Origin of the sequence: Neobacillus niacini NBRC 15566 (assembly GCF_001591505.1) — a bacterium.
Lineage (GTDB): Bacteria > Bacillota > Bacilli > Bacillales > Cytobacillaceae > Neobacillus > Neobacillus niacini.
On sequence record NZ_BCVA01000026.1, the window covers coordinates 56,657 to 82,960 of the forward strand.

At 40.6% G+C, this 26,304-nt stretch carries 26 protein-coding genes, 2 pseudogenes and 1 riboswitch; all 28 genes and pseudogenes read left to right on the plus strand.

The window, feature by feature from the left end:
• Positions 1-2 precede the first annotated feature (2 nt).
• The gene (locus tag BANA01_RS17915; protein WP_063254215.1) at positions 3-3,965 is read left to right on the plus strand and encodes a fibronectin type III domain-containing protein; all 3,963 of its coding nucleotides are present in this window, start codon (positions 3-5) and stop codon (positions 3,963-3,965) included.
• A 195-nt stretch (positions 3,966-4,160) separates the two neighbouring features.
• The gene (fliD, locus tag BANA01_RS17920) at positions 4,161-5,693 is read left to right on the plus strand and encodes a flagellar filament capping protein FliD (protein WP_063254216.1); all 1,533 of its coding nucleotides are present in this window, start codon (positions 4,161-4,163) and stop codon (positions 5,691-5,693) included.
• Positions 5,694-5,696: 3 nt separating this feature from the next.
• Positions 5,697-6,374 (plus strand): glucosaminidase domain-containing protein, encoded by a 678-nt coding sequence (locus BANA01_RS29195; protein ID WP_082799580.1) that lies wholly within the window; start codon positions 5,697-5,699, stop codon positions 6,372-6,374.
• Between the two features lie 42 nt (positions 6,375-6,416).
• Positions 6,417-7,445 carry a flagellar hook-length control protein FliK gene (locus tag BANA01_RS17930; RefSeq protein ID WP_063254217.1) on the plus strand — a complete coding sequence of 343 codons (1,029 nt, stop codon included), beginning with the start codon at positions 6,417-6,419 and terminating at the stop codon, positions 7,443-7,445.
• Between the two features lie 12 nt (positions 7,446-7,457).
• Positions 7,458-7,871, plus strand: a complete 414-nt coding sequence (locus BANA01_RS17935) for a flagellar hook capping FlgD N-terminal domain-containing protein (RefSeq protein ID WP_063254218.1) — start codon at positions 7,458-7,460, stop codon at positions 7,869-7,871.
• 16 nt (positions 7,872-7,887) lie between these two features.
• Entirely contained in the window at positions 7,888-8,712 is an 825-nt protein-coding gene (locus tag BANA01_RS17940) for a flagellar hook-basal body complex protein (RefSeq protein WP_034672505.1), read from the plus strand.
• A gap of 189 nt (positions 8,713-8,901) precedes the next feature.
• A riboswitch (cyclic di-GMP riboswitch) is annotated at positions 8,902-8,988 on the plus strand.
• A gap of 113 nt (positions 8,989-9,101) precedes the next feature.
• Complete coding sequence (fliM, locus tag BANA01_RS17945; protein ID WP_052106258.1) at positions 9,102-10,040, plus strand: flagellar motor switch protein FliM; 939 nt, start codon at positions 9,102-9,104, stop codon at positions 10,038-10,040.
• Positions 10,041-10,161: 121 nt separating this feature from the next.
• A pseudogene (gene fliN / locus BANA01_RS30420) lies at positions 10,162-10,407 on the plus strand (flagellar motor switch protein FliN); the annotation flags it as partial.
• A gap of 22 nt (positions 10,408-10,429) precedes the next feature.
• Positions 10,430-10,789 carry a hypothetical protein gene (locus tag BANA01_RS17955; RefSeq protein ID WP_034672502.1) on the plus strand — a complete coding sequence of 120 codons (360 nt, stop codon included), beginning with the start codon at positions 10,430-10,432 and terminating at the stop codon, positions 10,787-10,789.
• A 14-nt stretch (positions 10,790-10,803) separates the two neighbouring features.
• Positions 10,804-11,166 (plus strand): flagellar export chaperone FliS, encoded by a 363-nt coding sequence (fliS, locus tag BANA01_RS17960; RefSeq protein WP_034672500.1) that lies wholly within the window; start codon positions 10,804-10,806, stop codon positions 11,164-11,166.
• A 30-nt stretch (positions 11,167-11,196) separates the two neighbouring features.
• Entirely contained in the window at positions 11,197-11,580 is a 384-nt protein-coding gene (gene flgB, locus BANA01_RS17965) for a flagellar basal body rod protein FlgB (RefSeq protein WP_034672498.1), read from the plus strand.
• 8 nt (positions 11,581-11,588) lie between these two features.
• On the plus strand, positions 11,589-12,023 hold the full coding sequence (gene flgC / locus BANA01_RS17970) for a flagellar basal body rod protein FlgC (protein ID WP_034672496.1): 435 nt from the start codon (positions 11,589-11,591) through the stop codon (positions 12,021-12,023).
• Between the two features lie 15 nt (positions 12,024-12,038).
• Positions 12,039-12,329 (plus strand): flagellar hook-basal body complex protein FliE, encoded by a 291-nt coding sequence (gene fliE / locus BANA01_RS17975; protein ID WP_034672493.1) that lies wholly within the window; start codon positions 12,039-12,041, stop codon positions 12,327-12,329.
• A 30-nt stretch (positions 12,330-12,359) separates the two neighbouring features.
• A complete protein-coding gene (fliF, locus tag BANA01_RS17980; RefSeq protein WP_034672490.1) occupies positions 12,360-13,946 on the plus strand; it encodes a flagellar basal-body MS-ring/collar protein FliF in 1,587 nt (528 codons plus the stop codon).
• Positions 13,947-13,964: 18 nt separating this feature from the next.
• A complete protein-coding gene (gene fliG, locus BANA01_RS17985; protein WP_034672487.1) occupies positions 13,965-14,966 on the plus strand; it encodes a flagellar motor switch protein FliG in 1,002 nt (333 codons plus the stop codon).
• A complete protein-coding gene (locus BANA01_RS17990) occupies positions 14,956-15,702 on the plus strand; it encodes a FliH/SctL family protein (protein ID WP_052106257.1) in 747 nt (248 codons plus the stop codon). Before fliG ends, BANA01_RS17990 begins: the two co-directional genes overlap by 11 nt.
• 52 nt (positions 15,703-15,754) lie before the next feature.
• A complete protein-coding gene (gene fliI / locus BANA01_RS17995; protein WP_235847174.1) occupies positions 15,755-17,023 on the plus strand; it encodes a flagellar protein export ATPase FliI in 1,269 nt (422 codons plus the stop codon).
• On the plus strand, positions 17,020-17,466 hold the full coding sequence (gene fliJ, locus BANA01_RS18000; protein ID WP_034672481.1) for a flagellar export protein FliJ: 447 nt from the start codon (positions 17,020-17,022) through the stop codon (positions 17,464-17,466). The genes fliI and fliJ overlap by 4 nt, the downstream gene beginning before the upstream one ends.
• Positions 17,467-17,494: 28 nt before the next feature.
• Entirely contained in the window at positions 17,495-17,842 is a 348-nt protein-coding gene (fliN, locus tag BANA01_RS18005; protein WP_052106255.1) for a flagellar motor switch protein FliN, read from the plus strand.
• Between the two features lie 14 nt (positions 17,843-17,856).
• The gene (locus BANA01_RS18010; protein WP_063254219.1) at positions 17,857-18,441 is read left to right on the plus strand and encodes a flagellar biosynthetic protein FliO; all 585 of its coding nucleotides are present in this window, start codon (positions 17,857-17,859) and stop codon (positions 18,439-18,441) included.
• Positions 18,438-19,190: pseudogene (fliP, locus tag BANA01_RS18015) on the plus strand (flagellar type III secretion system pore protein FliP). Before BANA01_RS18010 ends, fliP begins: the two are co-directional and overlap by 4 nt.
• Positions 19,191-19,201: 11 nt before the next feature.
• Positions 19,202-19,471, plus strand: a complete 270-nt coding sequence (fliQ, locus tag BANA01_RS18020) for a flagellar biosynthesis protein FliQ (RefSeq protein ID WP_063254220.1) — start codon at positions 19,202-19,204, stop codon at positions 19,469-19,471.
• Between the two features lie 4 nt (positions 19,472-19,475).
• Positions 19,476-20,249, plus strand: coding sequence for a flagellar biosynthetic protein FliR (fliR, locus tag BANA01_RS18025; protein ID WP_063254221.1), 774 nt, complete (start codon positions 19,476-19,478; stop codon positions 20,247-20,249).
• 3 nt (positions 20,250-20,252) lie between these two features.
• Positions 20,253-21,335 (plus strand): flagellar biosynthesis protein FlhB, encoded by a 1,083-nt coding sequence (flhB, locus tag BANA01_RS18030; protein WP_063254222.1) that lies wholly within the window; start codon positions 20,253-20,255, stop codon positions 21,333-21,335.
• 13 nt (positions 21,336-21,348) lie between these two features.
• Positions 21,349-23,379, plus strand: coding sequence for a flagellar biosynthesis protein FlhA (flhA, locus tag BANA01_RS18035; protein ID WP_082799585.1), 2,031 nt, complete (start codon positions 21,349-21,351; stop codon positions 23,377-23,379).
• Positions 23,376-24,503: a flagellar biosynthesis GTPase FlhF gene (gene flhF, locus BANA01_RS18040; RefSeq protein WP_063254223.1), complete on the plus strand. Its 1,128-nt coding sequence runs from the start codon at positions 23,376-23,378 to the stop codon at positions 24,501-24,503. The genes flhA and flhF overlap by 4 nt, the downstream gene beginning before the upstream one ends.
• On the plus strand, positions 24,463-25,332 hold the full coding sequence (locus tag BANA01_RS18045) for a MinD/ParA family protein (protein WP_063254224.1): 870 nt from the start codon (positions 24,463-24,465) through the stop codon (positions 25,330-25,332). The genes flhF and BANA01_RS18045 overlap by 41 nt, the downstream gene beginning before the upstream one ends.
• A gap of 22 nt (positions 25,333-25,354) precedes the next feature.
• On the plus strand, positions 25,355-26,062 hold the full coding sequence (locus tag BANA01_RS18050) for a sigma-70 family RNA polymerase sigma factor (protein ID WP_063254225.1): 708 nt from the start codon (positions 25,355-25,357) through the stop codon (positions 26,060-26,062).
• Positions 26,063-26,304 lie beyond the last annotated feature (242 nt).

The window sequence follows — 26,304 nt, forward strand, 5'->3', positions numbered from 1 at the left end:
TTTTGAGAAAAATTAAAACACTCCCAATGATTGTTAGTTTCATACTGATCGTTCAACTTTTCTTTCCGATAATCGGTGTGTTAGCAGCAGAGGTACAGGCGCCTGCTAATCTAAAAATCTATGAACGATATCCAGGCAGTGCTGTAATCGAATGGGACGCGGTACCTTACAGCTCTAGTTATAAAGTGTACAGAATAGACGGTGACACGAAAACGCTGGCTGCACAACCTACGACGAACAAGGCATTTATATCATTAAAAGAGGGAACCTACTCGTTCGCTGTATCTTCTATTGTAAGTGGTCAGGAATCACCTCTATCCCAACCAGTTACATATGAGATCATTTATCCCGAAATGCAAGCTCCTAGTAATATTCAATCAAAAGTAGAAAGATTTTATGATGTAACATTGAGCTGGGACACGGCAAGCTATGTTCATTATTATAAAATTTACCGTGTGGTAGATGGAGTAAGAAGCTTAGTCTCCACCACGGAGAAGACCACTCATGCGTTTACTACCTTGCCTGAAGGACATTATGTCTATGAGGTAACCGCATATAATAGTATTTTTGGAGAATCACAGCAAGCCGCTCGTGTGGAAGTGGATGTTGTCTATCCAGATATGGCAGCTCCTGCTAATGTAAATTATACCGTAGCGAATGGAAATGATGTCACGTTAAGCTGGGATCGTTCTAATTACGCAAATAAATATAATCTTTATAAAGTCGAAGATAACAAGAGAACACTCGTCACTTCCACCACCAATTTAAATGTGACACTTACGAATGTTCCAGAAGGAAAGCATTTTTATGAACTAACTTCTTATAGCTATACCTTTAAGGAGTCGGAAAATGCTACTGGGATTGAGGTCAATCTAGTTCATCCAGATGTACAAGCACCTGGAAATTTGAATTTATCTATTACAAATGGTAATGATGGCACACTAAGCTGGACTAAGGTAGATTATGCGACGAACTATAAAGTTTATCAAATCATAGACGGCTCTAGGGTATTACTTAAACAGACAACGTATCCGCAGTTGAGTTTACCCAATATGGAAGAAGGAAACTATATTTATGAAGTAACAGCCTATAGTGACCGTTTTGGAGAATCATTGGGGGCTCGATTGGAACAACAAGTCGTGCATCCAGATATGCAAAAGCCTGAAGGATTTACAGGCACCGTCTTAAATGTAGATACTCTTTATTTAAAATGGAACAAAGTTGACTATGCAACAAGTTATAAGCTTTACCAGGTAATAAATGGCGAGAGGAAATTTGTTTCTAACATCAATAATACTTATACAGCCATTAACAATTTACCAGAAGCAGACTATGCTTATGAAATTACTTCATATAGCGATCGCTTTGGTGAATCAGCCCAGGCTTCTAAAGTAGAAGCGACAATTGTTTATCCTGTATTAGCGGCACCTTATGTGCAGGTATACGTGAATCAGGAAGCTAAGTCTATTGCTCTCTGGTGGGATGCTGTGGATTATGCAACTTCATATGATATTTATCAAGTTGTCGATGGTGTACGTACCTTGATTCAACCTACACCAAATACCCGTATAGTATTTAACAATAAGCCTTATGGTTCCTATACTTACGAAGTAATTGCACATAGTAAGTATGGAGATTCGCCTTTTTCAAACCAGGTTACTGGTAAGGTCGAACCAGTGCTAGAGGCACCAGAAGCACCAAAAGCAACAGCTAATGGTAATGATGTTGTTCTAAGCTGGGAACCCGTTAAGGATGCGGATTCATATAATGTATATGAAGAAGTAGATGGGGAACGAGTTCTTATTGGAAATACGAGTGATCCAGAATTTTCATTACCAGGTTTAGAATCAGGTGAACACACGTATGTTATTGTTCCAGTTTCACCAGCAGGAACAGAGTCCAGCTCATCCAGCACGGTTGTTGTCGAGGTCGGAGAAAAGGATACGACTGCACCTGTAACGGAATCAAATGTAGTTGATAAGTGGAATCGAGAGGCTGTATCAGTGGAGTTAACCGCTACAGATGATGTAAGTGGCGTAGCAAAAACCTACTATTCTTTAAATGGTATTGATTTTGTTGAAGGTACTAGCTTAGTAGTTAGTGAAGCTGGAGTTACTACTGTTTCATTCTACAGCGTAGATAACGCAGGTAATGTAGAAGCAGTGAAAACAGCGGAAGTCAAAATTGATGAAGCTTCTCCAGTAACGACATCAAACGTGACCGATCAATGGTTGAACACTTCATACCTACTAAAACTGAATGCAACCGATGATTTAAGTGGAGTTAAAGAAACATATTACTCTATTAATGGTGAAGAATATGTTAAAGGTACAACCATTTTTGTAAGTGATTCAGGAGTGAATACAGTTTCCTTCTTAAGCGTGGATAACGCTGGCAATGTAGAAGAAGTGAAAACAGTAGAAGTGAAAATTGATAATGAGGCACCAGAGACCGTTTCAAATGTAGTTGATGGTTGGAATCAAGGAGAAGTGTCTGTTGAATTAACAGCAACCGATGATTTAAGTGGAGTTGCAAATACCTTCTATTCTATTAACGGATCAGAATTCGTGGAAGGAACAACATTTACTGTTACGGAAGAAGGCGTCAATGAAGTATCTTTCTACAGTGTGGATAACGCAGGGAATGTAGAAGAGACAAAAACAGTAGAAGTAAAAATCGATACTGAGGCACCCGAAACTGTATCGAATGTTACCGACAAGTGGAATCAAGGGGAAGCAGCGGTAGAATTAACAGCAACGGACGCACTTAGTGGTGTAGCAAAAACCTTCTATTCTGTTAACGGCTCAGAATTCGTAGAAGGAACAACATTTACGATTACAGATGAAGGATTAAATGAAGTATCGTTCTACAGCGTTGACAACGCAGGGAATGTAGAAGAAGCAAAAACAGTAGAAGTGAAAATCGATACTATGGCACCGGAAACTGTATCGAATGTTGCCAACCAGTGGAACAAAGGAGAAGTAGCAGTCGAATTAACAGCAACGGATGCACTAAGCGGTGTAGCGAAAACCTTCTATTCTATTAATGGCACAGAATTTGTAGAGGGAACAATGTTTACCGTTACAGAAGAGGGTATAAATGAGGTTTCGTTCTACAGCGTTGACAACGCAGGCAATGTAGAAGAAGTGAAAACAGTAGAAGTGAAAATCGATACTGAGGCACCAGAAACTGTTTCGAATGTTGCCAACCAGTGGAACAAAGGGGAAGTAGCAGTAGAATTAGCAGCAACGGATGCACTTAGTGGCGTGGTGAAAACCTTCTATTCTATCAATAGCTCAGAATTCGTAGAAGGAACAGCGTTTACCGTTAAAGAAGAAGGCATAAATGAGGTATCATACTACAGCGTAGATAACGCTGGTAATGTAGAAAAAGTTAAAACAGTAGAAGTGAAGATTGATAAAACTGCACCAAAGGTTTCTTTCGACATCGCTGCAGAACAGGAGCTTGGTTCTACTTTTACATTGGATTACCTTGCTGCCGATAACCTTTCAGGGATAGCGGTTGAAGAGGTAACGGTAAACGGTAAGTCCTATCAAAAAGGCGACCAAGTTACGCTTAGTGAACCAGGTGCATATAAGCTTGTTGTTACAGTAACCGATGCAGCAGGATGGACAACGCAAATAGAAAAAGAATTCCTTGTGTATATTCCTGCAACTCTTGAGGTACTACCGAAAGTGATTAAAGGAAACAAAGGAGTCTTTACTGTAAAAGCAATCTTACCGGAAAGCTTTGAATCTCTCTCTTTTGATGTATCTAGCTTTACATTAAACGGTGTAGCAGCTGATCCAAAAAATAATGGATTGCAAAAACAAGCAGAAAAAGGCCATTTCAAATTCGAACGAGAAGACTTTGATTGGAAAAAAGGCGAAGTTACCCTTGTATTACGTGGTTATTTAGAAAATGGCATTTTAATCATTGCCAAGAAAACTGTAGAAGTAAAATAACATGATGGCCCTAGGACTCCTAGGGCCATTTTTGTATAGTAAATTGTTTTGCTTTGCTGAGATAGCGTTTAAAAATATATCAGGAAAAATCCCAAAATATCAGGAAATCCTCATTTTTTTACAAAAACCCCTCTATTCTTCTGAAAAACCTGCCGATACTACATAAGAGAATATATTTATGAGAGGTGATTAGCAGTGAATTATTCCTCTATCACTAGGTTAACAGGGTTTGCTTCAGGAATGGACACAGACTCGATTGTTAAAAAGCTGATGAATGCTGAGAGTATCTCGCTTAATAAACTAAAACAAAACCAACAAAAGCAAACATGGTTAAGTGATTCTTATCGGCAATGGAATGCAGATTTGTTAGCGTTTCGGTCGAATACGATTTTAAATATGAGTCTATCAAAAACGTATAATACGTTCGATGTTTCTTCCAGCCAAGAGAACGCCGTTTCAGCTACTGCTTCAGGCACATCCTTAGCAGGTACGTATTCTGTTGAAGTAAAACAATTGGCCAGTTCAGCTGCCTTTACTGGAGATAAAGTAAGTTTGGATCCAACCAAGACGCTTGGGAATTCTGTCCAAGGTGCTGCCCAATTAACAGCTGATACATCGATAACAATTAATGTCAATAATGATCCGGGAAAAACGGCGACTATCGCTATTAAAACAACAGACACCATCAACGATGTCGTGACAAAAATAAATGGTGCAAAAGACAGTACTGGAAAAAGCTTAGGACTGCAAGCCTTCTATGATCCAACCCTGCAACAGTTTACTTTAAAAACAAAGGAAACTGGAGCTGCTGCCAAAATTGATCTGAGTATGAATACAAGCGCAGAAAGTCAGGCGTTTTTAAACAATACACTGGGCCTAAACACAACTAACTTAGTTGCTGCAGGCCAAAATGCTAATGTCATTTTTAATGGTAATGAAATTACGACGTTACCATCTAATAATGCGACCATCATGGGGATAAATTTTTCCTTCAAAAGTCCAACGGTGGGTGCAAGTACCGTTACTGTCTCGCAAAACACGGACGGGGTTATAAAGAATGTTAAAGATTTTGTTGATCAATATAATAGCATGCTAGATAAGATGAATAAATCCATCACTGATCCTGTCTATAGGGATTACCAGCCTCTCTTAGAAGAGCAAAAAGGTGAGATGTCGGAGAAACAGATTGAAATGTGGGAAGAAAAAGCAAAAAGTGGTCTTCTTCGCAGTGATCGTATTCTCTCTGGGCTGGTTACAAAAATGCGCAGTGTGATGACCTCTATTGTCGATAATGGCAGTTCTTATAACTCACTTTCGTCGATCGGGATTTCATCTAGAAGCTATCAGGACAAAGGTAAACTTTATGTGGATGAAACAAAATTAAGAGAGGCCATTCAAGCAGATCCTGACGCTGTTGAAAAACTATTTTCCCAACTTGGGGATGCAAGTAAAGGAACAAGTGGTGTCATCAATCAACTTTCCGAGACTTTACAGGCCGGGATTAAAGAATTGACCAATAAAGCTGGTTTCACCGGGAATAATCAGTATGATCAAAGTGTTATTGGGAAGTTATTGTCGAATGCGCAGACGGATATTGCCCGCCAAACCGAGAAGTTGCAGCGTAAAGAAGCACAATATTATCGCCAATTTGCGGCAATGGAGCAAGCAATGTCACGTTTTAATTCACAAAGTTCTTGGTTATATCAGCAAACGGGCGGAGGTATGTAGTCTATGAATATTGGATCTTTGTCTAGTAATTGGCTGCTTCACAAAACGATCTTAGATACTTCGCGCCTCGGGGAAAGTAACCTTTCTAATCAATCAGGTCTAACAAATAATCCCTTTGAGGAATTACTTGAACAAGTGTTGCTGCAAACCAAGATGAATCATAAATCAACTAGCAATCTAGATATTTCAACTCTACTAGCTCGTTTGGATTCGCTGGTCCCTCAGACTGGGGCAGGAGTTCCACAAAGTGAATCTCTCTCTTCTAAAACGACGGGCAGCAACAATCTTAATGCCCATCTAAAGGGAGTTTTGCAGAATACAGGTCACTTTTTTCAAGAGGCTGGTAAAAAATATAATATTGATCCTGCTCTCCTGGCAGCTATCTCCATCCATGAAACGGGTAACGGAACGTCTAACGCGGCTCGTTTTAAATTTAATGTGGCAGGGATGATGGGGAAAAACGGTTTAAAAACCTATTCATCCATTGAAGAGAGCATATTTGATATGGCTCGAAACCTTCGTCAAAACTATTTAGATAAAGGGAAATTAACCATCGCTCAAATAGGGGCCAAGTATGCACCAATTGGAGCGGCTAATGACCCCACTCAACTTAATAATCACTGGGTAACAGGTGTTCAGCGCTACTTTGATACCTTAACAACAGGGAGTAATTATGCGTAATAGGTATCTTTTATACAAAGGAAAGTGAGTAGGTGGCAGAACGTGATCCAGCTTTCAGGAATACAAATGAAAAGCATTAATCAAACCGGCAAAATGGCAGCGAGTGAGGGAGAACAGGCTGATGGTTTTGAGGCTTTGTTACAACTTATCGGCCAAGTACAAGAGCAGCAAAAGGAAGAAGATACGGTGCCTTTTGGATTCATTAACCCATTGGTACAACCTGCCTCATTGCAGCAAAATGCATTAACGGATCCTATTCTCCTAGAAGGGATGGAAAAAAGGTCGATAGCAGTGCAGGTCCAAGCTGAGCCAAACGTAGAGATGGCGAAACAAACAGCAGATAATCCTTTGTTCCAATCGGCAATAAATAGCCTGGTGGGTGTTGACGGACAGAAAGGTGAAATACTGCTGGAAACTGCAACCATTTATCAAAAGGCAGTAACAGCTGAATACGTTAAAGAAACAGGGATAGTCACTAATGAGGATTCCACTCAAAAAGAATTACTTGATATGAACCAAACGGGCAGGAATTCTTCAGTGGACGCCTTCACCACGGTTCATTCAACGCAGGCGACCCAACCGATTATTTCCAATGAGAAGGGTGTCCCTTTACAAACTGTACAAGCTAACCAATTTGATCAAGAAATAACGAAGTTTTTACAATCTTCGATACATGTAACAGGATTGGAAGATGGAATCGAGGCTGCGTTTACCCTGGCGCCAAAGCATTTAGGTAAGGTCGATGTCAAGGTTACCATTCAGGAGGGGCAAGTAACGGCTGAATTCCTTACATCGACTCCTTTAGGTAAGGATTTACTAGAATCACATGTTCAGACATTACGGTCTGCTTTAGAAACACAGGGGCTGCATGTCGTGAAAATCGATATCTCGCAACAGAACATAAACTCTAACTTCATGGGGGCTTTCTCACAAAAGGGAGATTCAAATGCAAGACATGGACAGCAAGATTCACGTAAGCGTAACGATCAACAATTGATCCAAACCCAGGATGAATATCGAGATTATGCAATTGAAACTGGATGGGTTTCTAAAATAAATACCACAGCGTAAGGGGGGACACCATTGACTTCAATCAATACGATCAATTCCTACTCAGCACAAAAAAACAGCACCCAGCCAAAGCAGGAAATGGGAAAAGAAGCATTTTTGAAAATATTAGTTACGCAGCTTCAAAACCAAGACCCAACGCAGCCGCAGAAAGACGGTGAATTCGTGGCACAAATGGCACAGTTAAGCGTATTAGAACAGCTCTCCAACCTTAATAACTCGCTTACAGCCTACTTAGAATCTAGCAATAATTTAAGTCAATATTCTTATGTGCTTGGAAATAAAGTCACCTGGACAAACCCAGAAACCAATGTGGAAGAGAGCGGAACGGTTACAGGGATTAATTATAAAAATAATCAAGTTTACTATAAAATTGGCGATCAAGAAATACTATCAAGTTTAATCGATTCAATGGAAATGAATCAATAAGAGGAGGAACAAAAACATGCTTCGTTCATTAAATTCAGGGGTATCCGGACTAAAAGGTTTTCAAACAAAATTGGATGTTATTGGGAACAATATTGCGAACGTTAATACAGTAGGTTTTAAAAAAGGCCGTGTCGTATTTGAAGATATTTTCAGTCAGACGATTAAAGGGGCAACAGGTCCAACGCAAACTGCAGGAGCGAACCCAGCGCCACTCTCAGGCGGGACAAATCCGATTCAGGTGGGCTTAGGAACAAGAGTTGGCAGCATTGATACTCTTCACACACCTGGAAGTCCAACAACTACGAATATAGGCACAGACCTTTACCTTGATGGCGATGCATTTTTTGTAGTCGAAAATGCCTCACAGAAGCAGTTCTTAACAAGAGCTGGGAATTTCACATTAGACAGCAGTAATAATTTGGTCAATCAGAATGGTATGTTTGTAGTCGGCCAAGATGGCGGAAAAATTACCATCCCAGATCAATACATTACGTTTTCCATTGATGCGAATGGCAGCATTATTGGTGTTAACCCGGATGGAACAAGTGAAGATTCCGGTTTGAAAATTGGAACCATAGCAGTTGACAATCCAAAGGGGTTATTGAAAGCCGGTGGTTCGTTGTATTCTTTAACACCAAATGCTGATTCAGCCTCGATTGCAACGCTGCTCACGGAAGGAAGTAATGCACAAGTTATCGCAGGCGCACTCGAAATGTCAAACGTTGATTTATCAGAAGAACTAACCGAAATGATTACCGCCCAGCGTGGATTCCAAGCAAATTCAAAAATTATTACAGTTTCCGATCAAATATTAGAAGAATTGGTAAATTTAAAACGATAATAGATAAAGAGAGAAAATATCATTCGAGATATTTCTCTCTTTTTTTACATATTTTTCAATTTTTATAGTGTATTTTGTTAAATTTTCGTAAACATTCGATTATGTTCGTCATTTTATGGGGGTATTCTACAAAATATAATTGAAAATTAATAGTTGTAATGTTATGCTTTTTTTGTAATAAATTTTAAAAATTGAAAAAGGCAAACCTGAGGAAACTCAGCGACGCAAAGCTATAGGGGCTAAATTGTAATAACAGTAAGCCAGCCAGTTGCCGAAATATAGATTGTCCTAATCTATTAGTTTATTTAGCTATGGACGAGACTATTCTTCGGAGTAGTCTCGTCTTTTTTTGTTGGTCTTTTTTAACAGTGGAAGGGAATGTGTGAAGAATGGACTATCGTGTGTCAAATTCCCCAATTGGAAGTAACCCTGCAAATTTGAAAGTATATGATTTTAAAAAGGCATTGCGGTTATCGATGGATCAGGTACGGGTACTGACGAGAATCCATGAAAACTTTGCTTACCAGCTTGCATCCTTTATTTCATCTGAGTTACGTTCGTTTGTCCAAGTAGAGGTTACGACAGTTGAGCAAATGCTGTATGAAGAGTTTATTAACCAGCTGCCGGACACTACGATATTAAGTGTGTTTGAATCAGGTGAACAAGGAATCCGAATGGCGATGGACTTAAATCCTGAAATGGCTTTTGTGATGATTGACCGACTTTTAGGCGGGAAAGGAACAGCAGAGGAATGGGGACGTTCTACCTTAACTCCGATTGAAACCAATGTTTTAAAGCGTCTATTAGAGGGAGTCGTTCAAATCCTGCAAAAAGCTTGGAGTGATATTATGGTGCTCCCGATCAAGTTTTTGAACATGGAAACCAATCCCCAGTTTTTGCAATTGGGTATCCCAACGGAAACAGTCATCGTCATCACATTCCAACTAACAGTTGGAAAAGTGGAAGAAACGATACATCTTTGTATTCCATACATATTGTTAGAGCCGTTTATTCCTAAGTTATCCTCCCATAATTGGTACGGACATGGAAAATGGGTGAAAAATAAGGAAGAAAGTGAATTTTTACAAGGACAGATTGAGCATTTAATTGTTCCGGTTATTACGGAATTAGGGCGGGCGACGATTACGATGGAAGAAATCCTTGGTTTAAACGTCGATGATGTCATTCAATTAAACCAATTGGTGGATGAGCCTCTGAAAGTAAATGTAAATGAAGAATTGAAGTTCTTAGCACATCCAGGAACGAAGAAGTCGAGAGTTGCCGTTAAAATTGAGCACTTGATAGAAGGGGAAGGCAAAAATGGTTGAAAAGGGGAAACTCACACAAGATGAAATGGAAGCACTTCTCGGCAGCAGCCAACAGAGTGCAGCCAATGAACACTTTCAGTTTACAGAGCTAGAGTCGGATGATTTTGGGCAAAACGCAAATGAAAAAATGAATTTGGACCTTCTGCTAGATATTCCCTTAGAAATCGTTGTGGAGTTGGGAAGAACAAAAAAAAGAATTAGCGAAGTTCTTGAATTAACCAGTGGGTCGATTGTCGAATTGGACAAGATGGCTGGAGAACCAGTTGATGTGTATGTGAATAACAAGTTGATTGCAAAAGGCGAAGTTGTGGTGATTGAAGAGCACTTCGGAGTTAGAATTAAGGAAATTTGCCAATCTCCTTTATGACAGTCATTAGGGTGAGGGGAAAATGATAGAGGAAAAAGAAACACAGTTGAGGCAATATTTTGAGCTCTCGAAGGCGATATTGAGTGCATTACAACTCGGGGAAGAGGAAAAGGCCCCCCTTTTAATCGAGCAGCGGGAAATCTGTATTTCTACTATTAATAGGTTAGATAATCAAGCAGGAATGGTTCTTAGCAATGAACGCATTCAAGTACAGCTTAGAGAACTTACTACGCTAGAGAAAGAAATTCAAATCCAAATGCAAAAGACAATGAAAAAACTATCGAATCGTGTACGTCACGCACAAAATGAACAATATCTTAGAAGTCAATATGATGATCGGATCACTGTTTCAAAGGGAGTATTTTATGACAGTAAGAAGTAAGGGGGATCTCACAAGTGATCAATCCAAATGAAATCTATCAACGAAATCAAATCATGATGGCAAAACCAGAAGAGCTGACACTCATGCTATATAATGGCGGCGTGAAGTTTCTGAATCAGGCAAAGCTGGCGATTGAGAAAAAAGATCCAGCGAAGGCACATTCTTTGATTATGAAAACCCAAGAAATTATCACGGAACTCATGGTGACGTTAAACATGGAGATTGAAACATCCAACTCTCTTTTTTCACTCTATGATTATATGAAACAGAGATTGATTGAGGCAAATATGTCAAAAGACATTGAGATTCTTAAGGAAATAGAGGGAATGTTTCAGGAATTAAAAATAACTTGGACACAGGCGATGAAATCATTATAGTTTAGCAGATTGAAAAAAGTGGGTGAGAAGATGAATCAGATGATTGGAATTATGTCGAGAGCGTTAGATGCGTCCTCTTTGCGTCAAAAGTCCATTTCAAATAATATCGCCAATGTAAATACCCCTTATTTTAAACCTACGAAGGTATCCTTTGAACAATTGCTTCAGCAAGAAGTAAAGAGCCAGTTTATTGGGAACCGCACGAATGCCAAGCATGTCCCGATTGGAGAATCGTCTCCACTCCCTACTCCTAAGCTTGAGCAGGAAAATACCGTTTTCCAAAACAGCGGTAATGGTGTGGATTTGGATTATGAAATGACGAAGCTGAGTGAAAATACCATTTGGTATCAATCGTTAACGTATGGGGTAAATGAGGAATTTAATTTATTAAAAACAGCGATTAGGGCGAGGTGATGAGAGAAATGTCAATATTTCAATCGCTTTCGATTAGCGGATCAGCCTTAACAGCGAATCGGTTAAAGTTAGATGTCGTTTCCTCGAATATTGCGAATGCGAACACGACAAGAGGACAAATGGTGGACGGAGAATGGGTTCCATATCGCAGAAAAATGGTAGAAGTGACGGCAAATCAGAATTCACCATTTGACAATTATCTAGAGAAAGAACTCTCTGGAATCCAAGTTAATAAAATCGTAGAAGATACAAGTCCATTTCAGGCAGTTTATGATCCCGCAAACCCTGACAGCAATGAGCAAGGCTATGTGATGATGCCAAATGTAGACGTTACAAAGGAAATGGTTGATTTAATGGCTGCATCAAGAGCCTACGAAGCCAATGTTACCGCGTTTAATGCAGGAAAATCGCTGCTGGTGAAAGCTCTTGAGATTGGAAGATAAGGTGGGGAAAAATAAATGAACATATCAAGTATTCAAGCGTTTACGGGATCGTTACCAACAGTTAATAAGCCTCAAAGTACGGCAGATTCCTCTTTTGGATCTGTGCTGAATCAGTATATTCAAGACGCCAATGGTGCCGTGAAAGATTTTGAATCCAAATCTTTATCGCTGGCAAAAGGGGAAGCAGTTAATTTACATGATGTTACCATTGCGGCACAAAAGGCTAGTATTGCCGTTTCGTTAACGACACAAGTACGAGACAAAGCAGTGGAAGCCTATCAAGAAATGATGAGAATGCAAATCTAGTAAAATCTTAGATGAAATAGTGGAGTGAGCATGAATCAACAAATACGTGACTTTAAAGAAAAGTACATAGATTTTTGGAATTCAGTCAGTAAAAAAAGAAGGTTTCTATTTATTGGTATTTTTATCGCCATCATTGTGGCTTTGTCTCTCTCTATCTTTTTTCTATCCAGATCTACTTATGTCCCATTATTCACTACGGAGATGAGTCAAAAGGAAATTGGCGATATCAAAGCAGAACTAGATCAAGAAGGCTTTACCGATTATAAACTAGATCGTAATGGGACAACGATTTTGGTGCCAAAGGAAGATGTTGATCAATTATTAGTTTCATTGGCAGCCAAAGGTCTTCCCGAAACAGGTACTATCAGTTTTTTTGATATGACAAAGGATTTGCAATTCGGGGCCACGGACCGCCAGTTAGATGCAATGGAAAAAGAGGCGCTTCAAGGAGAGGTGGCTGATCTTCTGCGGCATGTTGAAGGAGTAAAAAATGCTGCTGTTGTAATCACAACCCCACAGGAAAGCTTGTTTGTCCAACCCGATGAGAAGGAGCAAGCCTCAGCCTCCGCAGTCATTGAACTGGAGCCAGGATATCAATTGAAACCACAGGAAATTGAGGTTTTATATCATTTGGTTTCAAAAAGTGTGCCGAACCTGCCTAAAGAAAACATTGTGATGACGGACCAGAGCGGGCAAGGATTGGGTCTGCCAGAACAATTGACGGGTGCATTAGATAATTATGAGCAGCAACGGAAGATTCAAAAGGATATTGAAGCAGATATTCAAAAAGACTTGCAGCAAATGCTTGGGACGGTTATTGGTCAAAACAAAGTTCTTGTTCAAGCCTTTGTACGTTTAAATTTTGATCAAGTGAAGAAGCGTGAGGATTTAGTACAACCAGCAGCCGAAAATGAAGGCATTGCTGTCAGTGTAGAGGAGATTTCGAAAAACTACAGTGGAAAAGATACGACTTCCGGTGTGGATGGAACGGGAGAAAGTGATATTGCCGGATATGCAGGTACAAATCCATCTCAAGAAAACACTTCAGAAGAAGTAGAAAAACGTGTGAACTATGAAGTCAATCGTATCACAAATGAAATTGTACAAAGTCCATATAAAATTGAAGATTTGACGATCAATGTCGGTGTTGAACCGCCAAATCCGGAGAATCCTGCATCCTTAACACAGGAAACAAAGGATAGTATTCAACAAATTCTTTCAAATGTAGTTCGAACCGCACTAAGCTCAAATGACGCTTTAACCGATCAAGATGTCCAATCACGAATTACCGTATTCTCTCAGGAATTTAACGGAAAAGCAGAAATGCCGAAACTGGAGGAAGAAGCAAGTATCCTTCCAGCATGGGCTTGGTGGAAGTATGCTCTTATTGGTGCAGGTGGATTGGTTTTATTCATTGTTCTAATCGCTTTATTGCGCCGGAGAAAATCAAAAGAGGAAGAGGACGATCCCTTTCCTGTGTTTCAAGAAGCACCGGTTAAGACTGTTGAGTTGAAGGAAGATGAAAAAGTGGCCATTAAAAAACAAGTCGAACAAATGGCAATGCAACAGCCTGAAGAATTTGTGGGACTGATGCGAAATTGGCTTTCAAGGGATTAGGGTTAAGGGAGCGATTAAATGGAACAGTATACAAACACTCAAAAGGCAGCAATATTATTGCTTTCGGTCGGACCCGATGTCTCTGCGGGAATCATGAAACATTTAAAAGAAAGTGAAATAGAAAGTATCACTAAGGAAATTACCGAATTGCGCAGGGTTACCTCTGATGTAAAAGAGAGAGTAATAAGGGAATTCCATCAACTGGCCGTTGACTCCAATATCGTTTCGTATGGGGGAATTGATACAGCAACCGAATTATTAAAACGTACTTTTGGACCGGATAAAGCTGCAGGTTTTCTTAAACGGATGGGCAATCGGACGAATAACAGACCGTTTCAGTTTATCCAGCAGGTCGAGCAATCACAAATCTTTCATTTACTCCAATATGAAAATGCTCAAACCGTTGCGCTGGTTTTATCCTACTTAGATGCAGAAAAGGCAGCAGCAACACTTTCCGTCTTTCCGCCAGAGAGACAAATTGAAATTGCCAAGCGGATTGCTATGATGGATACCGCCTCGCCAGAGATTATCCATCAAGTAGAACAGGTTTTACAAGAAAAATTAACGATGACAAGCTCCCAGAAGCATGAAGTACAAAAAGGGATTGATAGTATTGTCAGTATTCTAAGCAGTGTAGACCGCGGAACGGAAAAAAATATTCTTGAAACATTGGAAAACGAGGACCCTGAATTAGCCAATGAAATTAAACAACGAATGTTTGTGTTTGATGATATTGCGTATCTCGATAATCGCTCGATTCAGCGAGTGTTAATGGATGTTCAAAATCAGGACCTCTATCTGGCGCTAAGAATGACCACCCAAGGAGTAAAAGATGCGATTTACCGGAACATTTCAAAACGTCGTGAAGAGGGACTTGAAGAACTATTGAACGCAAACGAGCAAGTTCGTGTGAAAGATGTAGAGGATGCACAGGGCAGAATTGTAACGGTCATTCGTAAATTAGAGGAAGACGGTGTCATCATCATTTCTCGAAATGGGGAAGAGAATCGTGTCATCTAGACTGTTAAAATCATTTAACGTTGTCGCAAAAAATGAACAAAAAGTTGTTGGTTTGCCCGCGCGAGATCCAATGCCTGGGGATGTAATGCCCAAACCGCCATTTGTGGAGCATCAGAAAGAACAATTGCTGTTGGAATTAGCGCAGCAAAAGGAACGCGCACAAGAAGAATTAAACGAGTGGCGAACAAGGGAAGAAGAAAGTTTTCGTGCACAGTTGGAAGAGGAAAAACGGCGCGGGTATGAAGAAGGTTATCAGCTGGGGATTGAGGACGGCGTTCAGCATGCGAAGGAGCAATATCAAATGCATCTGCAAAAGGCCGCTTACTTGTTAGAGGAAGCCTATCAAGAAAAAGCTTCAATTATTCAAGAAGCAGAACCGTTTGTCATTGAATTAACAATGGAAATTGCCAAAAAGGTTTTACAGCAGGAATTGAAAATGCAGCCTGATAGCTTAATCCATATTATTAAACAAACACTAGCATCTGTTTACGAAACTGAGTCCATTTCAATCGGTGTCACTCCCGAAGATTTCTCATTTGTCCAAAGGCAAAGAGAACAATTGCTAGCCATGAACAACGGCCGGGTCGAGATCAAGGTTTTCCCTGATTATTCCATTGAACAGGGAGGATGCATTATTCGAACTTCCTCCGGTAGTGTCGACGCCAGAATTGATGTACAGCTAAGTGAGATCAAAAAAGTGCTGCTAGCTTATCAACAGGAGGATTCTCGTGAGTAAATGGAATGTTAAACCCTATCTCGATTTGCTAGAAACCATCAATCCTATCAAAATGAACGGCAAGGTAACACAGGTAATTGGGTTAACAATAGAATCTCATGGACCTGATGTGAAGTTGGGGGATATCTGTCATATCTTTTCCCCCCAGCAGCAGAAACCGATCAAAGCAGAAGTGGTTGGATTTCGCAATCATAAGGTGTTATTGATGCCGCTTGGAGAACTTCAATCCATTGCACCTGGCTGCGATGTTGTATCAACGGGAAAACCGTTAACCGTTAAGGTAGGAATGGACCTTCTAGGTAAAGTGCTGGATGGGCTCGGCAATCCGATGGATGGAAGCACTCTGCCAGCCGGTCTCCTGGAGACGGGGACGGACAATCTTCCGCCCAATCCTTTAACCAGACCGAGGATCACAGAGCCGTTGAGTGTAGGTGTTCGAACGATTGACGGGCTGTTAACAGTTGGAAAGGGACAAAGAGTAGGGGTCTTTGCCGGAAGCGGTGTTGGGAAAAGTACCCTTCTAGGTATGATTGCCAGGAACACTGAAGCGGATGTCAATGTCATCGGCTTAATTGGTGAGCGCGGCCGGGAAGTCTTGGATTTCATTGAGCGGGACTTAGGTGAGGAAGGGTTGAAAAAGTCCGTGGTTGTCGCAGCCACTTCTGATCAGCCGGCGCTGATTCGCATTAAGGGAGCGATGATTGCGACTGCCATTGCGGAATTTTTCCGTGACCAAGGGATGAATGTTAATTTAATGCTCGATTCTGTCACGCGTTATGCAATGGCGCAAAGGGAAATCGGTTTGGCAATTGGTGAACCTCCGGCAACGAAAGGGTACACTCCCTCCGTATTTGCTTTGCTGCCGCGTTTATTGGAGAGAGCGGGAACAAATGCAAATGGCAGTATTACTGCCTTTTATACAGTATTGGTAGATGGCGACGATATGAATGAACCGATAGCCGATACGGTACGCGGGATCTTGGACGGTCATATTGTTTTAGACCGGAACCTTGCTCGTAAAGGAGTTTATCCGGCGATAGATGTTTTATCGAGTGTAAGCAGGGTGATGAGTGAAATTGTGACGCGTGAACATTTACAAGCAGCGGAGATCCTAAAGCAGCATAAAAGTGTTTATCAAAATGCAGAGGATTTAATTCAAATTGGGGCTTATAAGAGGGGAACGGACCGGGAAATTGACCGGGCTGTGGATGTAAAAGAATGGATTGATCAATTTGTGAAGCAAGGGACAAATGAATCCCCATCGATAGATACAACCATTAATCAACTGCTAACTAAATTTGGGGAGGATGGACAACTGTGACCTTTCATTTTCCATATATTCATATTTTAAACCTTAAAGAAAAGGAAAAAGAGCAAGCATTACTAGAGTTAGGGCAGATTGGGATGAAAAAGGAAGCAATTATGGGAGAGCTTCGGTCCTTGGAACAAAGAAGAACTCTTATTTTACAACAGACAGAAATAGGTAGTGGGACTGCTTCCATTGCTGAAATTCAACAACGAAATGAGTATCTCACCTATTTAAACCAGCAGATATCTAAGTTAGAAGCGCAGATTGATTTGATTGATAAAGAAATGGCTGATAAAAAAATAGATCTGTTAGATAAGCAAAAGGATGAAAAAACATGGAGTCATTTGCGGGATAAAGCGTTTGAGAAGTATGTTCAAAAACAGAAAAAAATCGAGCAGGATCTGATGGATGAAATGGCTGCGATCCGCCATTTTCATCAACGTCTATCCATGTAGAACCTTCTCTTGAAAGGAGCTGGCATACGTGAAAGAACAAAAGAGCGGATCCTTTGGAGCAGTTCAGTCCGTGCGGTTTTCCCCTCTTCCGGACCAGGTCCCTGCCGCTGCAGGAAAAAAACAAATACAGGTATTAACGGATGTATCTCTTCAAGTCTCTTTTGAACTGGGGAGAACTAAAATGAGTGTCCGCGAAATTCTTCAGCTGCAAAAGGGTTCGGTTATTGGCTTAAATAAATTAGCAGGAGAATATGTGGATGTGCTCGTTAATAAACATTCGGTTGCTGTCGGCGAGGTAGTGGTCATGGATGATAAATTTGCTATCCGGATTACAGATGTAATCTCTGATCAGGAAAAAGAGAAAAAAATTAAGTAATGAGGGACAGTCTAGTGTGTACATGGAAAAAATGGATAAGAATACTTACGATTAGTCTGCTAGTTTCTCTTTTCCCATTATCGGTCGCAGAAGCAAAAGAGGGAACGGTGTATGAACAATTCGAAAAGGAAACACCGGTAAATCAAACGGAAACAAAAGCAAGTCCCGAACCTGTCAAGGCTTCAGTGGTCCCTTATGCGTTAAAATTTATCGGATCTTTCCTATTAATCTTGTTGCTTCTTTTTATCGTACTAAAATATTTATCTAAGAAAACAAAGATTTACGCTGGAGGGGGTCCGTTCCATGCAATAGGCGGGCATTCACTCGGTAACAACCGATCCATACAAATGGTGATGGTGGGGGATACCTTATACCTATTAGGAGTGGGAGAAGATGTGAATCTCATTCGAACCATCCCGCCGGGGGAAGAACAAAGAAGGATGCTTGAATCACTTGCGGACAAACCAATTGATTCGGTAACGAAATGGAGCAATCAACTTAAAAAGACCTCACAGGAAAAGTGGGATGAATTTCTCTTAAAGCAATTAAAAGAAGTAAAATCAGATTCTCATCAGCCAAATAAGGAGGAAAATCGATGAAGAAACCACTACTCCTCACCTTTTTACTCTTATTTGTAGGACAAGATTCTGTTTTTGCTGCAATGGATATAACTTCCATGCCAGGGATTCATTTCGATATGGGAGGCTCAGAGGATGTCGAAGGGACAGCATTATCAATACAGTTAATCCTCCTCCTTACGATTCTTTCGGTTGCACCCAGCATTCTATTATTAATGACGTCATTTACGAGGATTGCGATTGTTCTATCGTTTGTTCGGACTGCACTCGGCACACAGTAAATGCCTCCGACTCAAATCATCATGGGACTTAGTATCATTTTAACCTTTTTTGTTATGGGACCCACTTTTCAAGAAGTGAATCATCAGGCACTTCAGCCCTTTCTAGAAGGAAAGTTGAGTCAAGAAGATGCCTTGGATGAAGCAATTTCGCCTATGAAGGAATTTATGGCAAAGCAAACGCGTGAACGTGATTTACAGCTTTTTTTGGAATACAGAAACACGAAGAACATCAAATCGATTGAAGATATTCCACTAACGGCTTTGGTTCCGGCCTTTGCGATTAGTGAACTGAAAACAGCTTTCCAAATGGGCTTTTTAATCTTTATCCCATTTATTATTATCGACATGATTGTCGCCAGTGTTCTGATGGCAATGGGAATGATGATGGTGCCGCCTTCACTTATTTCACTGCCGTTTAAAATTCTCCTGTTTATTTTAGTAGATGGATGGAACTTGGTCGTACAATCTTTGTTCGTAAGCTTTAAATAAGGAGTAACGTTATGACACCAGACAGCATTATGGGGCTTGCGCAAAGCTCGATCTATTTAACCATCCTCGTTTTGGCCCCCGTTTTAGGTGTAGCCTTGGCGGTAGGATTAATAATTAGTATTTTTCAAGCGATTACGCAGATCCAAGAACAGACACTAGCGTTTGCCCCAAAAATCATTGCTGTTTTTGTCAGTTTGTTGTTTTTTGGTCCTTGGATGCTCACTAAACTTGTCGATTACACGCGGGATATCTTATCAAATTTGACCCGTTTCATAGGGTAATTCCATGAGTATCTTAAATTTAGTTCCGATATTCTTGTTAGTGTTTGTTCGGTTAACAAGTTTCTTTGTCACCGCACCGTTATGGATGGAAAGGCAAATTCCCGCCCCATTTAAATGGGGGAGTGCTTTTTTTATAAGTTTGCTAGTGGTTGGCTTGATTCAGCCTGAACAGATGATTGAGATGGATTCTACTTTTATTCTTCTTATTTTAAAAGAAGTCCTGGTAGGTCTATGCTTAGGTTTTTTTACAAATCTGTTGTTGTATGCGGTTCAGCTTGCTGGTAGTTTTATTGACTTGCAGAGTGGTTTTGCAATGGCGACAATGTTTAATCCGCAAACCGGAATCCAAGAGAATCTTACAGGAAGATTCTTCTATATCATTGCGATTTTATTTTTTTTGTCCATAGACGGTCATCATCTTCTGATGCGCGGGGTGTTGGCCAGTTACCAGTGGATTCCAATTGATTCCTGGCTGCCTGGGGGTGTTTCGGAAAATCTCGTTCACTTATCGCTGTTGATTGTGAAGGACATGTTTTGGATTGCGCTATTAATTGCTGCCCCCGTAGTTACAACCATCTTTTTAGTGGATATTGCATTAGGAATCTTAGCCAAGACGGTACCGCAAATGAATCTATTTGTAGTCGGAATCCCAATTAAAATGGCTGTTCACTTTATCGTTTTATTTGTATTTATTCCAGTCTTTTTAATGGTGATGGAAAAGTTGATTCAGACAATGATTCACTCCTTCGAACAAATGTTAAAGATATTAGGAGCATAAACGATGTACGTAAGATTAGATTTGCAGCTTTTTGCTGAAAAAACTGAAAAAGCCACTCCGCAAAAAAAGAAAGAGGCAAGGAAAAAAGGACAAGTAGCCAAAAGTGCTGATTTATCAAATGCCATTGTCCTGTTATGTTCATTTTCTTTCTTGTCCTTCTATGGGGAGCAGATGGCCGAACGCTTCTTACATATGTATCGGCAAGGTTTCAGTGATTGGTTAGTGCTCGATATATCGGAACAATCGATATCGTTGTTATTCGTTACTCTTTTAAAGGATAGTGTGATCATTGCGGGTCCGATTATCTTGGCAGCTTGGCTAGGCAGCTTTGTCTCTGGATTAGCACAAGTTGGGTTTCTTGTTTCCACCGAAGCCATCAAAATGGATCTAAAAAAAATCAATCCAGTTGAAGGGGCAAAACGTCTTTTTTCACCACGAACCTTGGTAGAGTTGATTAAGTCGATCCTAAAACTAGTGATCATTGTGACGGTAACAGCGATATTTCTTTGGCAGCAAAAAACGGTGCTGTTGAAAATGCCGCAAATGGAGCCGTTAAGAATGGTCTCGTTTCTTGGCTCCCTTACGGTGAAACTGGGGATGACAATTTCTGCCGTCTATCTCGTGATTGCAGTAGCGGATCTCTTTTATCAACGATTTGATCATGCCAAGAATTTGCGGATGTCCAAACAAGATATTAAAGATGAACATAAAAAATCCGAAGGTGACCCATTAATTAAACATAAAATCAAAGAAAAACAACGCCAAATCTCAAGTGCACGGATGATGCAGGAAATTCCGAAAGCACAAGTTGTGGTTACGAACCCAACGCATTTTGCGGTTGCCATCGCCTATGAGGCCGGCAAAACAAAGGTGCCGGTTGTGGTTGCTAAAGGTGCGGATTATTTGGCCCTAAAAATGAGGGAAGTGGCAAAGGAACACCGTGTGGTCATTATGGAAAATAAACCGTTAGCCAGAGCTTTATATGCAAGTGTAGAGATTGGTCAGGAAATTCCGGAAGACCTTTTTAAGGCAGTAGCAGAAGTGCTGGCTTATGTTTATAAAGTGAAAGGTACATTAAGCAAGTAGAGGAGGTTGTGTGGTGACGATAAAAAATCTAGGTGTTTTAATTGCAGTAATCATGGTCATAGCGATGATGGTCATCCCACTGCCAACGGTTTTGCTAGATATATTACTAATTATTAATCTTTCCATCTCCATTATGATTCTATTAATTACGATGAACACGAAAGAGCCGCTGGATTTCTCTATCTTTCCTGCTCTTCTCTTGCTGACAACTCTCTTTCGTCTTGCCTTGAATGTGTCCAGTACAAGAGTTATCCTCTCAACTGCAAAATCCGGAGCGGTCATTGAAACATTTGGTGACTTTGTTATTGGCGGAAATATGGTGGTTGGATTAATTGTCTTTTTAATCTTGGTCATTGTTCAATTCATCGTTATTACAAAAGGATCGGAACGGGTAGCAGAAGTAGCAGCACGCTTTACATTAGATGCCATGCCGGGAAAACAAATGAGTATTGATGCCGATTTAAATACGGGGATGATCAATGATCAGGAAGCGCGTCTAAGAAGAAGCAAAGTTGAGCGGGAAGCGGACTTCTACGGTTCCATGGATGGTGCAAGTAAATTTGTAAAAGGCGATGCGATCGCTGGAATCATTATTCTAATTATTAATATCATCGGTGGATTTATCATTGGAATGACAATGCACGGGATGGATTTTTCCCAAGCAGTCAATACATTTACGCTTTTATCTGTTGGTGATGGTCTAGTGAGTCAGATTCCCGCCCTGTTAATTTCTACGGCAACAGGGATTATGGTAACGAGAGCAGCTTCAGAAGGCAATCTTGGTGATGATTTAATGAAGCAAATGTCTTTGTACCCAAGTCTGTTATATGTAGTTGCGGGATGTATTGCATTACTGGGAGTCGTCACACCCATTGGGATTTTCCTTACATGGGGAATTGCCGGGTTACTCGCATTTGCTGCCTATAGCACACAGAATAAACGCACGAAGCAAGAGGAAGCGATCGAGACTACGCAATCAGAACAAGAGCTAGAAAAAGTGCGCAAGCCAGAAAATGTATTTGCTTTACTGAGAGAAGATCCGATTGAATTCGAATTTGGCATTGGTTTGATCATGCTTGCAGATGTCAATCAAGGCGGGGATTTATTAGACCGGGTTGTTGCGATTCGCCGGCAAATTGCGTTGGATTTGGGATTAGTCGTTCCCGTCATTCGCATTCGTGATAATATTCAGCTTCACCATAATGAGTATGTGATAAAAATAAAAGGAAATGAAGTAGCCAAGGGCGAGATTTTATTAGACCATTTCTTAATGCTAAATCCGAATGATGAGGAACATGGAATCGACGGAATTGAAACAGTAGAGCCCACATTTGGACTGCCTGCGCTATGGATTACAGAAGATAAGAAGGATGAGGCCGAGCTGTTTGGTTATACGGTCATCGACCCTTCTTCAATCGTCAGCACGCATCTTTCTGAAACGATCCGTAAATTTGCTCATGAAATCTTAGGACGAGAAGAAACGACACAATTAATTAACCATGTAAAAGAAAATCAGCCATCTTTAGTAGAAGAATTAATACCAAATGTCCTTTCAGTTGGTGATGTTCAAAAGGTGTTACAAAAGCTGTTAAAAGAGAATGTTTCAATCAGAAGTCTTACTTCTATCTTTGAGGCACTCGCCGATTACTCTGTCTACACGAAAAATCCTGACATCTTAACGGAATATGTAAGGCAGGCATTGGCCCGTCAATTAACGTCTCAATATGTTCGGAACGGCGTAGTTCACGCGATTCAGGTCGGAGCAGGAATTGAAAAGAAACTGGCAGAGTCGATTACGAGGACAGAGCAAGGGGATATTCTTACCATAGACCCTGAATCCTCAAGCCAAATGATCCATTCTTTTTCTCAAAAAATTGAGCAAATGTCCCAACTTGGAATTCGGCCGATTATTTTAACATCCGCAGGGATTCGGATGTATGTACGGCAAATGATGGAACGAACATTGGCTGATATCCCTATTCTTTCCTATAACGAGTTAGAGGCAAACGTTGAGGTTCAAAGTGTTGGAGTGGTTAATCTATGATTATCAAAACCTATGTCGTCAACAAGGTAACGGAAGCTTATCCAATGATTTTCCATGATTTAGGAACAGAAGCTTTTATCTTAAAAACGAAGCCCATTAAAACAGGAGGATTTTTTGGTCTGTTTCGAAAAAAACAGGTCGAAGTGGTAGCGGCTGCTGATCATTATCCCGAAAAGTCAACTCATGCGGAGTCGAATATGAGAGCCGAAAAACCGGTGAACGTTACCCAGAAGGAAGTACTAAAAGAGCTGTCCGAGGTAAAGGGATTAATTAAGACAATCGTTAAAGATGAACAGAAAACTTTACCAACCACGGTAAAAAAGTGGGTACAGCGCCTGCGGGAACAAGAAGTGGATGAAGAAGTAATTGAGTATATTGTAAAAAAAGTGAAAATGAATCAGATTCAAAACCTAACTCCTCAAGAGATTGAGCAAAGCTTCATGACGATTATTGAGCAGCTTTTTGAAGAAGGACAAGAAAAGGATACAGATTCTACTCCTTTTCTAATTACCTTAGTCGGTCCTACGGGTGTGGGTAAAACGACCACGATTGCCAAGTTAGCGGCAGCCCGAGTTTTTCACCAAAGACAGAAAGTTGGTTTATTGACGACGGATACATACCGAATAGCGGCGGTGGAGCAGTTGAAAACGTACGCGGGGATTTTGAACATCCCGTTAGAAGTCGTTTCCAGTCCAGATGATTTATCAAAATCGATGGAGGCATTGAAAGGCTGTCATTTGATTTTTATGGATAGCGCCGGCCGAAATTATCTAGAAGAAGAATATGTTGAAGAAATCAATCAATATTTACGCTGTGATACACCGCAGGAAAATTACCTAGTTCTTAGTATGACAACCCGTTGGCGGGATATGCGGAACATCGTGGAACAGATGAAATCTGTCCCAATTGACAAGCTTATTTTAACAAAATGGGATGAAACAAGCTGCTACGGTGTTGCTCTTAATATGGTCTATCACTATCCATATCCTTTGTCCTATGTGAGCTTAGGACAAGGAGTTCCGCAGGATATTATGAAGACAGACCCCGTTTTTATGGCAAAAAAGATTTTAGGAGTAGATGAGCATGAAACAGGATCAAGCACACCAATTAAGACATTTATCTAACTCACTAGTTAGCCATGAGCGGACTTCCCGTGTTGTCACGATTGCCTCGGGTAAGGGTGGAGTGGGGAAATCAAACTTCACCTTAAGTTTTGCGCTTAGTTTGATGGAGCTGGGAAAGAAAGTCGTTGTAATCGATCTCGACATTGGTATGGCAAACTTAGATATTCTCATGGGGGCAACTCCAAAACAACACTTATGGGATATGATCCGAGAACGGAAAAGCATTTGGAGTGTACTAGAAAAAGGACCGGGCGGGTTGGAATATATTGCAGGGGGTTCTGGATTTCAGCAACTTCTTCAATTAAAGGACGAGGAGAGACAGTATTTTTTTCAGGAGTTAGAAAAACTTCATGGGTATGCCGATATTATTTTGATTGATACCGGTGCAGGATTAACCGTTGAATCACAACAATGTCATTTGTCAGCCGATGAAATTATTCTCCTAACAACGCCTGAACCGACTGCGATAGCAGACGCTTATTCGGTTATAAAAATATTACATAGCCAAAATCCTGCGCTCTCTTTTCAATTGGTGGTAAACCGGGTATCGCGCCAAAAAGAAGGAATAGAGGTGGCTAGTAAAGTCAAACTAGCAGTTCAATCCTTTTTAAAAAAAGAAATAAAGATCTTTGGAGCGATCCCAGATGACGCCGCCGTTACGCAAGCGGTATTGAAACAAGTACCTTTTTATATCGCATTTCCACGATCTCCGGCGTCAGTAACGCTAAGGAACTTAGCTGAAAGATTTGTGACAGGTTCTACGGTATCAGAAGACAACAAAGGAATTAAAGGGTTTATTCGTAATTTTTCAAGATTGCTAAGGTCATAATGTTTGGGAAGGGGAATATATAGTGAATTGGAATGTGGAAGAGGCAATGGATCAATATATTCCATTGGTTCATAGAGTTGTGAGGCATATGAAACGAAGCTTATCGGATGCGGCAGATGAAAATGATCTCATTTCTTATGGAATGACAGGTTTGTGGGATGCGGGTAAAAAGTTTGATCCTTCTCAAGGAATCAAATTTGAAACATATGCTGCTCAGCGGATCCGCGGCGAAATTCTCGATGGAATACGACAAAATGACCATGTATCCCGAACATTGCGAAAAAAAGAGAAAACATACTGGAATGCCCTGGAGACATTAGAGCAGTCCTATATGCGCCGCCCCACTCCGACAGAAGTAAGTGAACATATGGGTATAAGCATGAAAGAATATGAACAAACACAATTACAACTATCTTTTATTCATCAAGACTCATTAGACGAACCGAAAAGCTTAGAGGAAAATGCAGCGGTTCAACAAATTGAGGACAACAAATCGATTAAACAGGACGAATGGCTAGAGGCGAAAGAACGGAAACAAGCGTTAGCTGAGTTGATTGAGACCCTGCCCGAAAGAGAAAAGCTTATTTTGGCATTAATTTACTTCGAAAATTTAAGCTTTACAGACGTCAGTAAAGTTTTTGGGTTACACAAATCCCGCATTTCGCAGCTTCATAATCAGGCCATCAAAAGATTACGTAAATCTCTAGAAACAAAAGGGATCGAATGGTAAATGGCTTTGAAACAGACAAATCGTCCCTGCGGTTCGTCTGTTTTTTCCTAAAAATAGAAGATTCATTTTAAAACCAGGGGGATTGAGGACAAAACAAGGAGCGAGTTTGGAAGATTTGTCCCCAAGCAGGTGGATTGAGGACAAAACAGAGAGAAAGTTTGGAAGATTTGTCCCCAAGCAAGGGGATTGGGGACAAAACCAAGCGTGAGTTGTTAAGATTTGTCCCCAAGCAAGGGGATTGG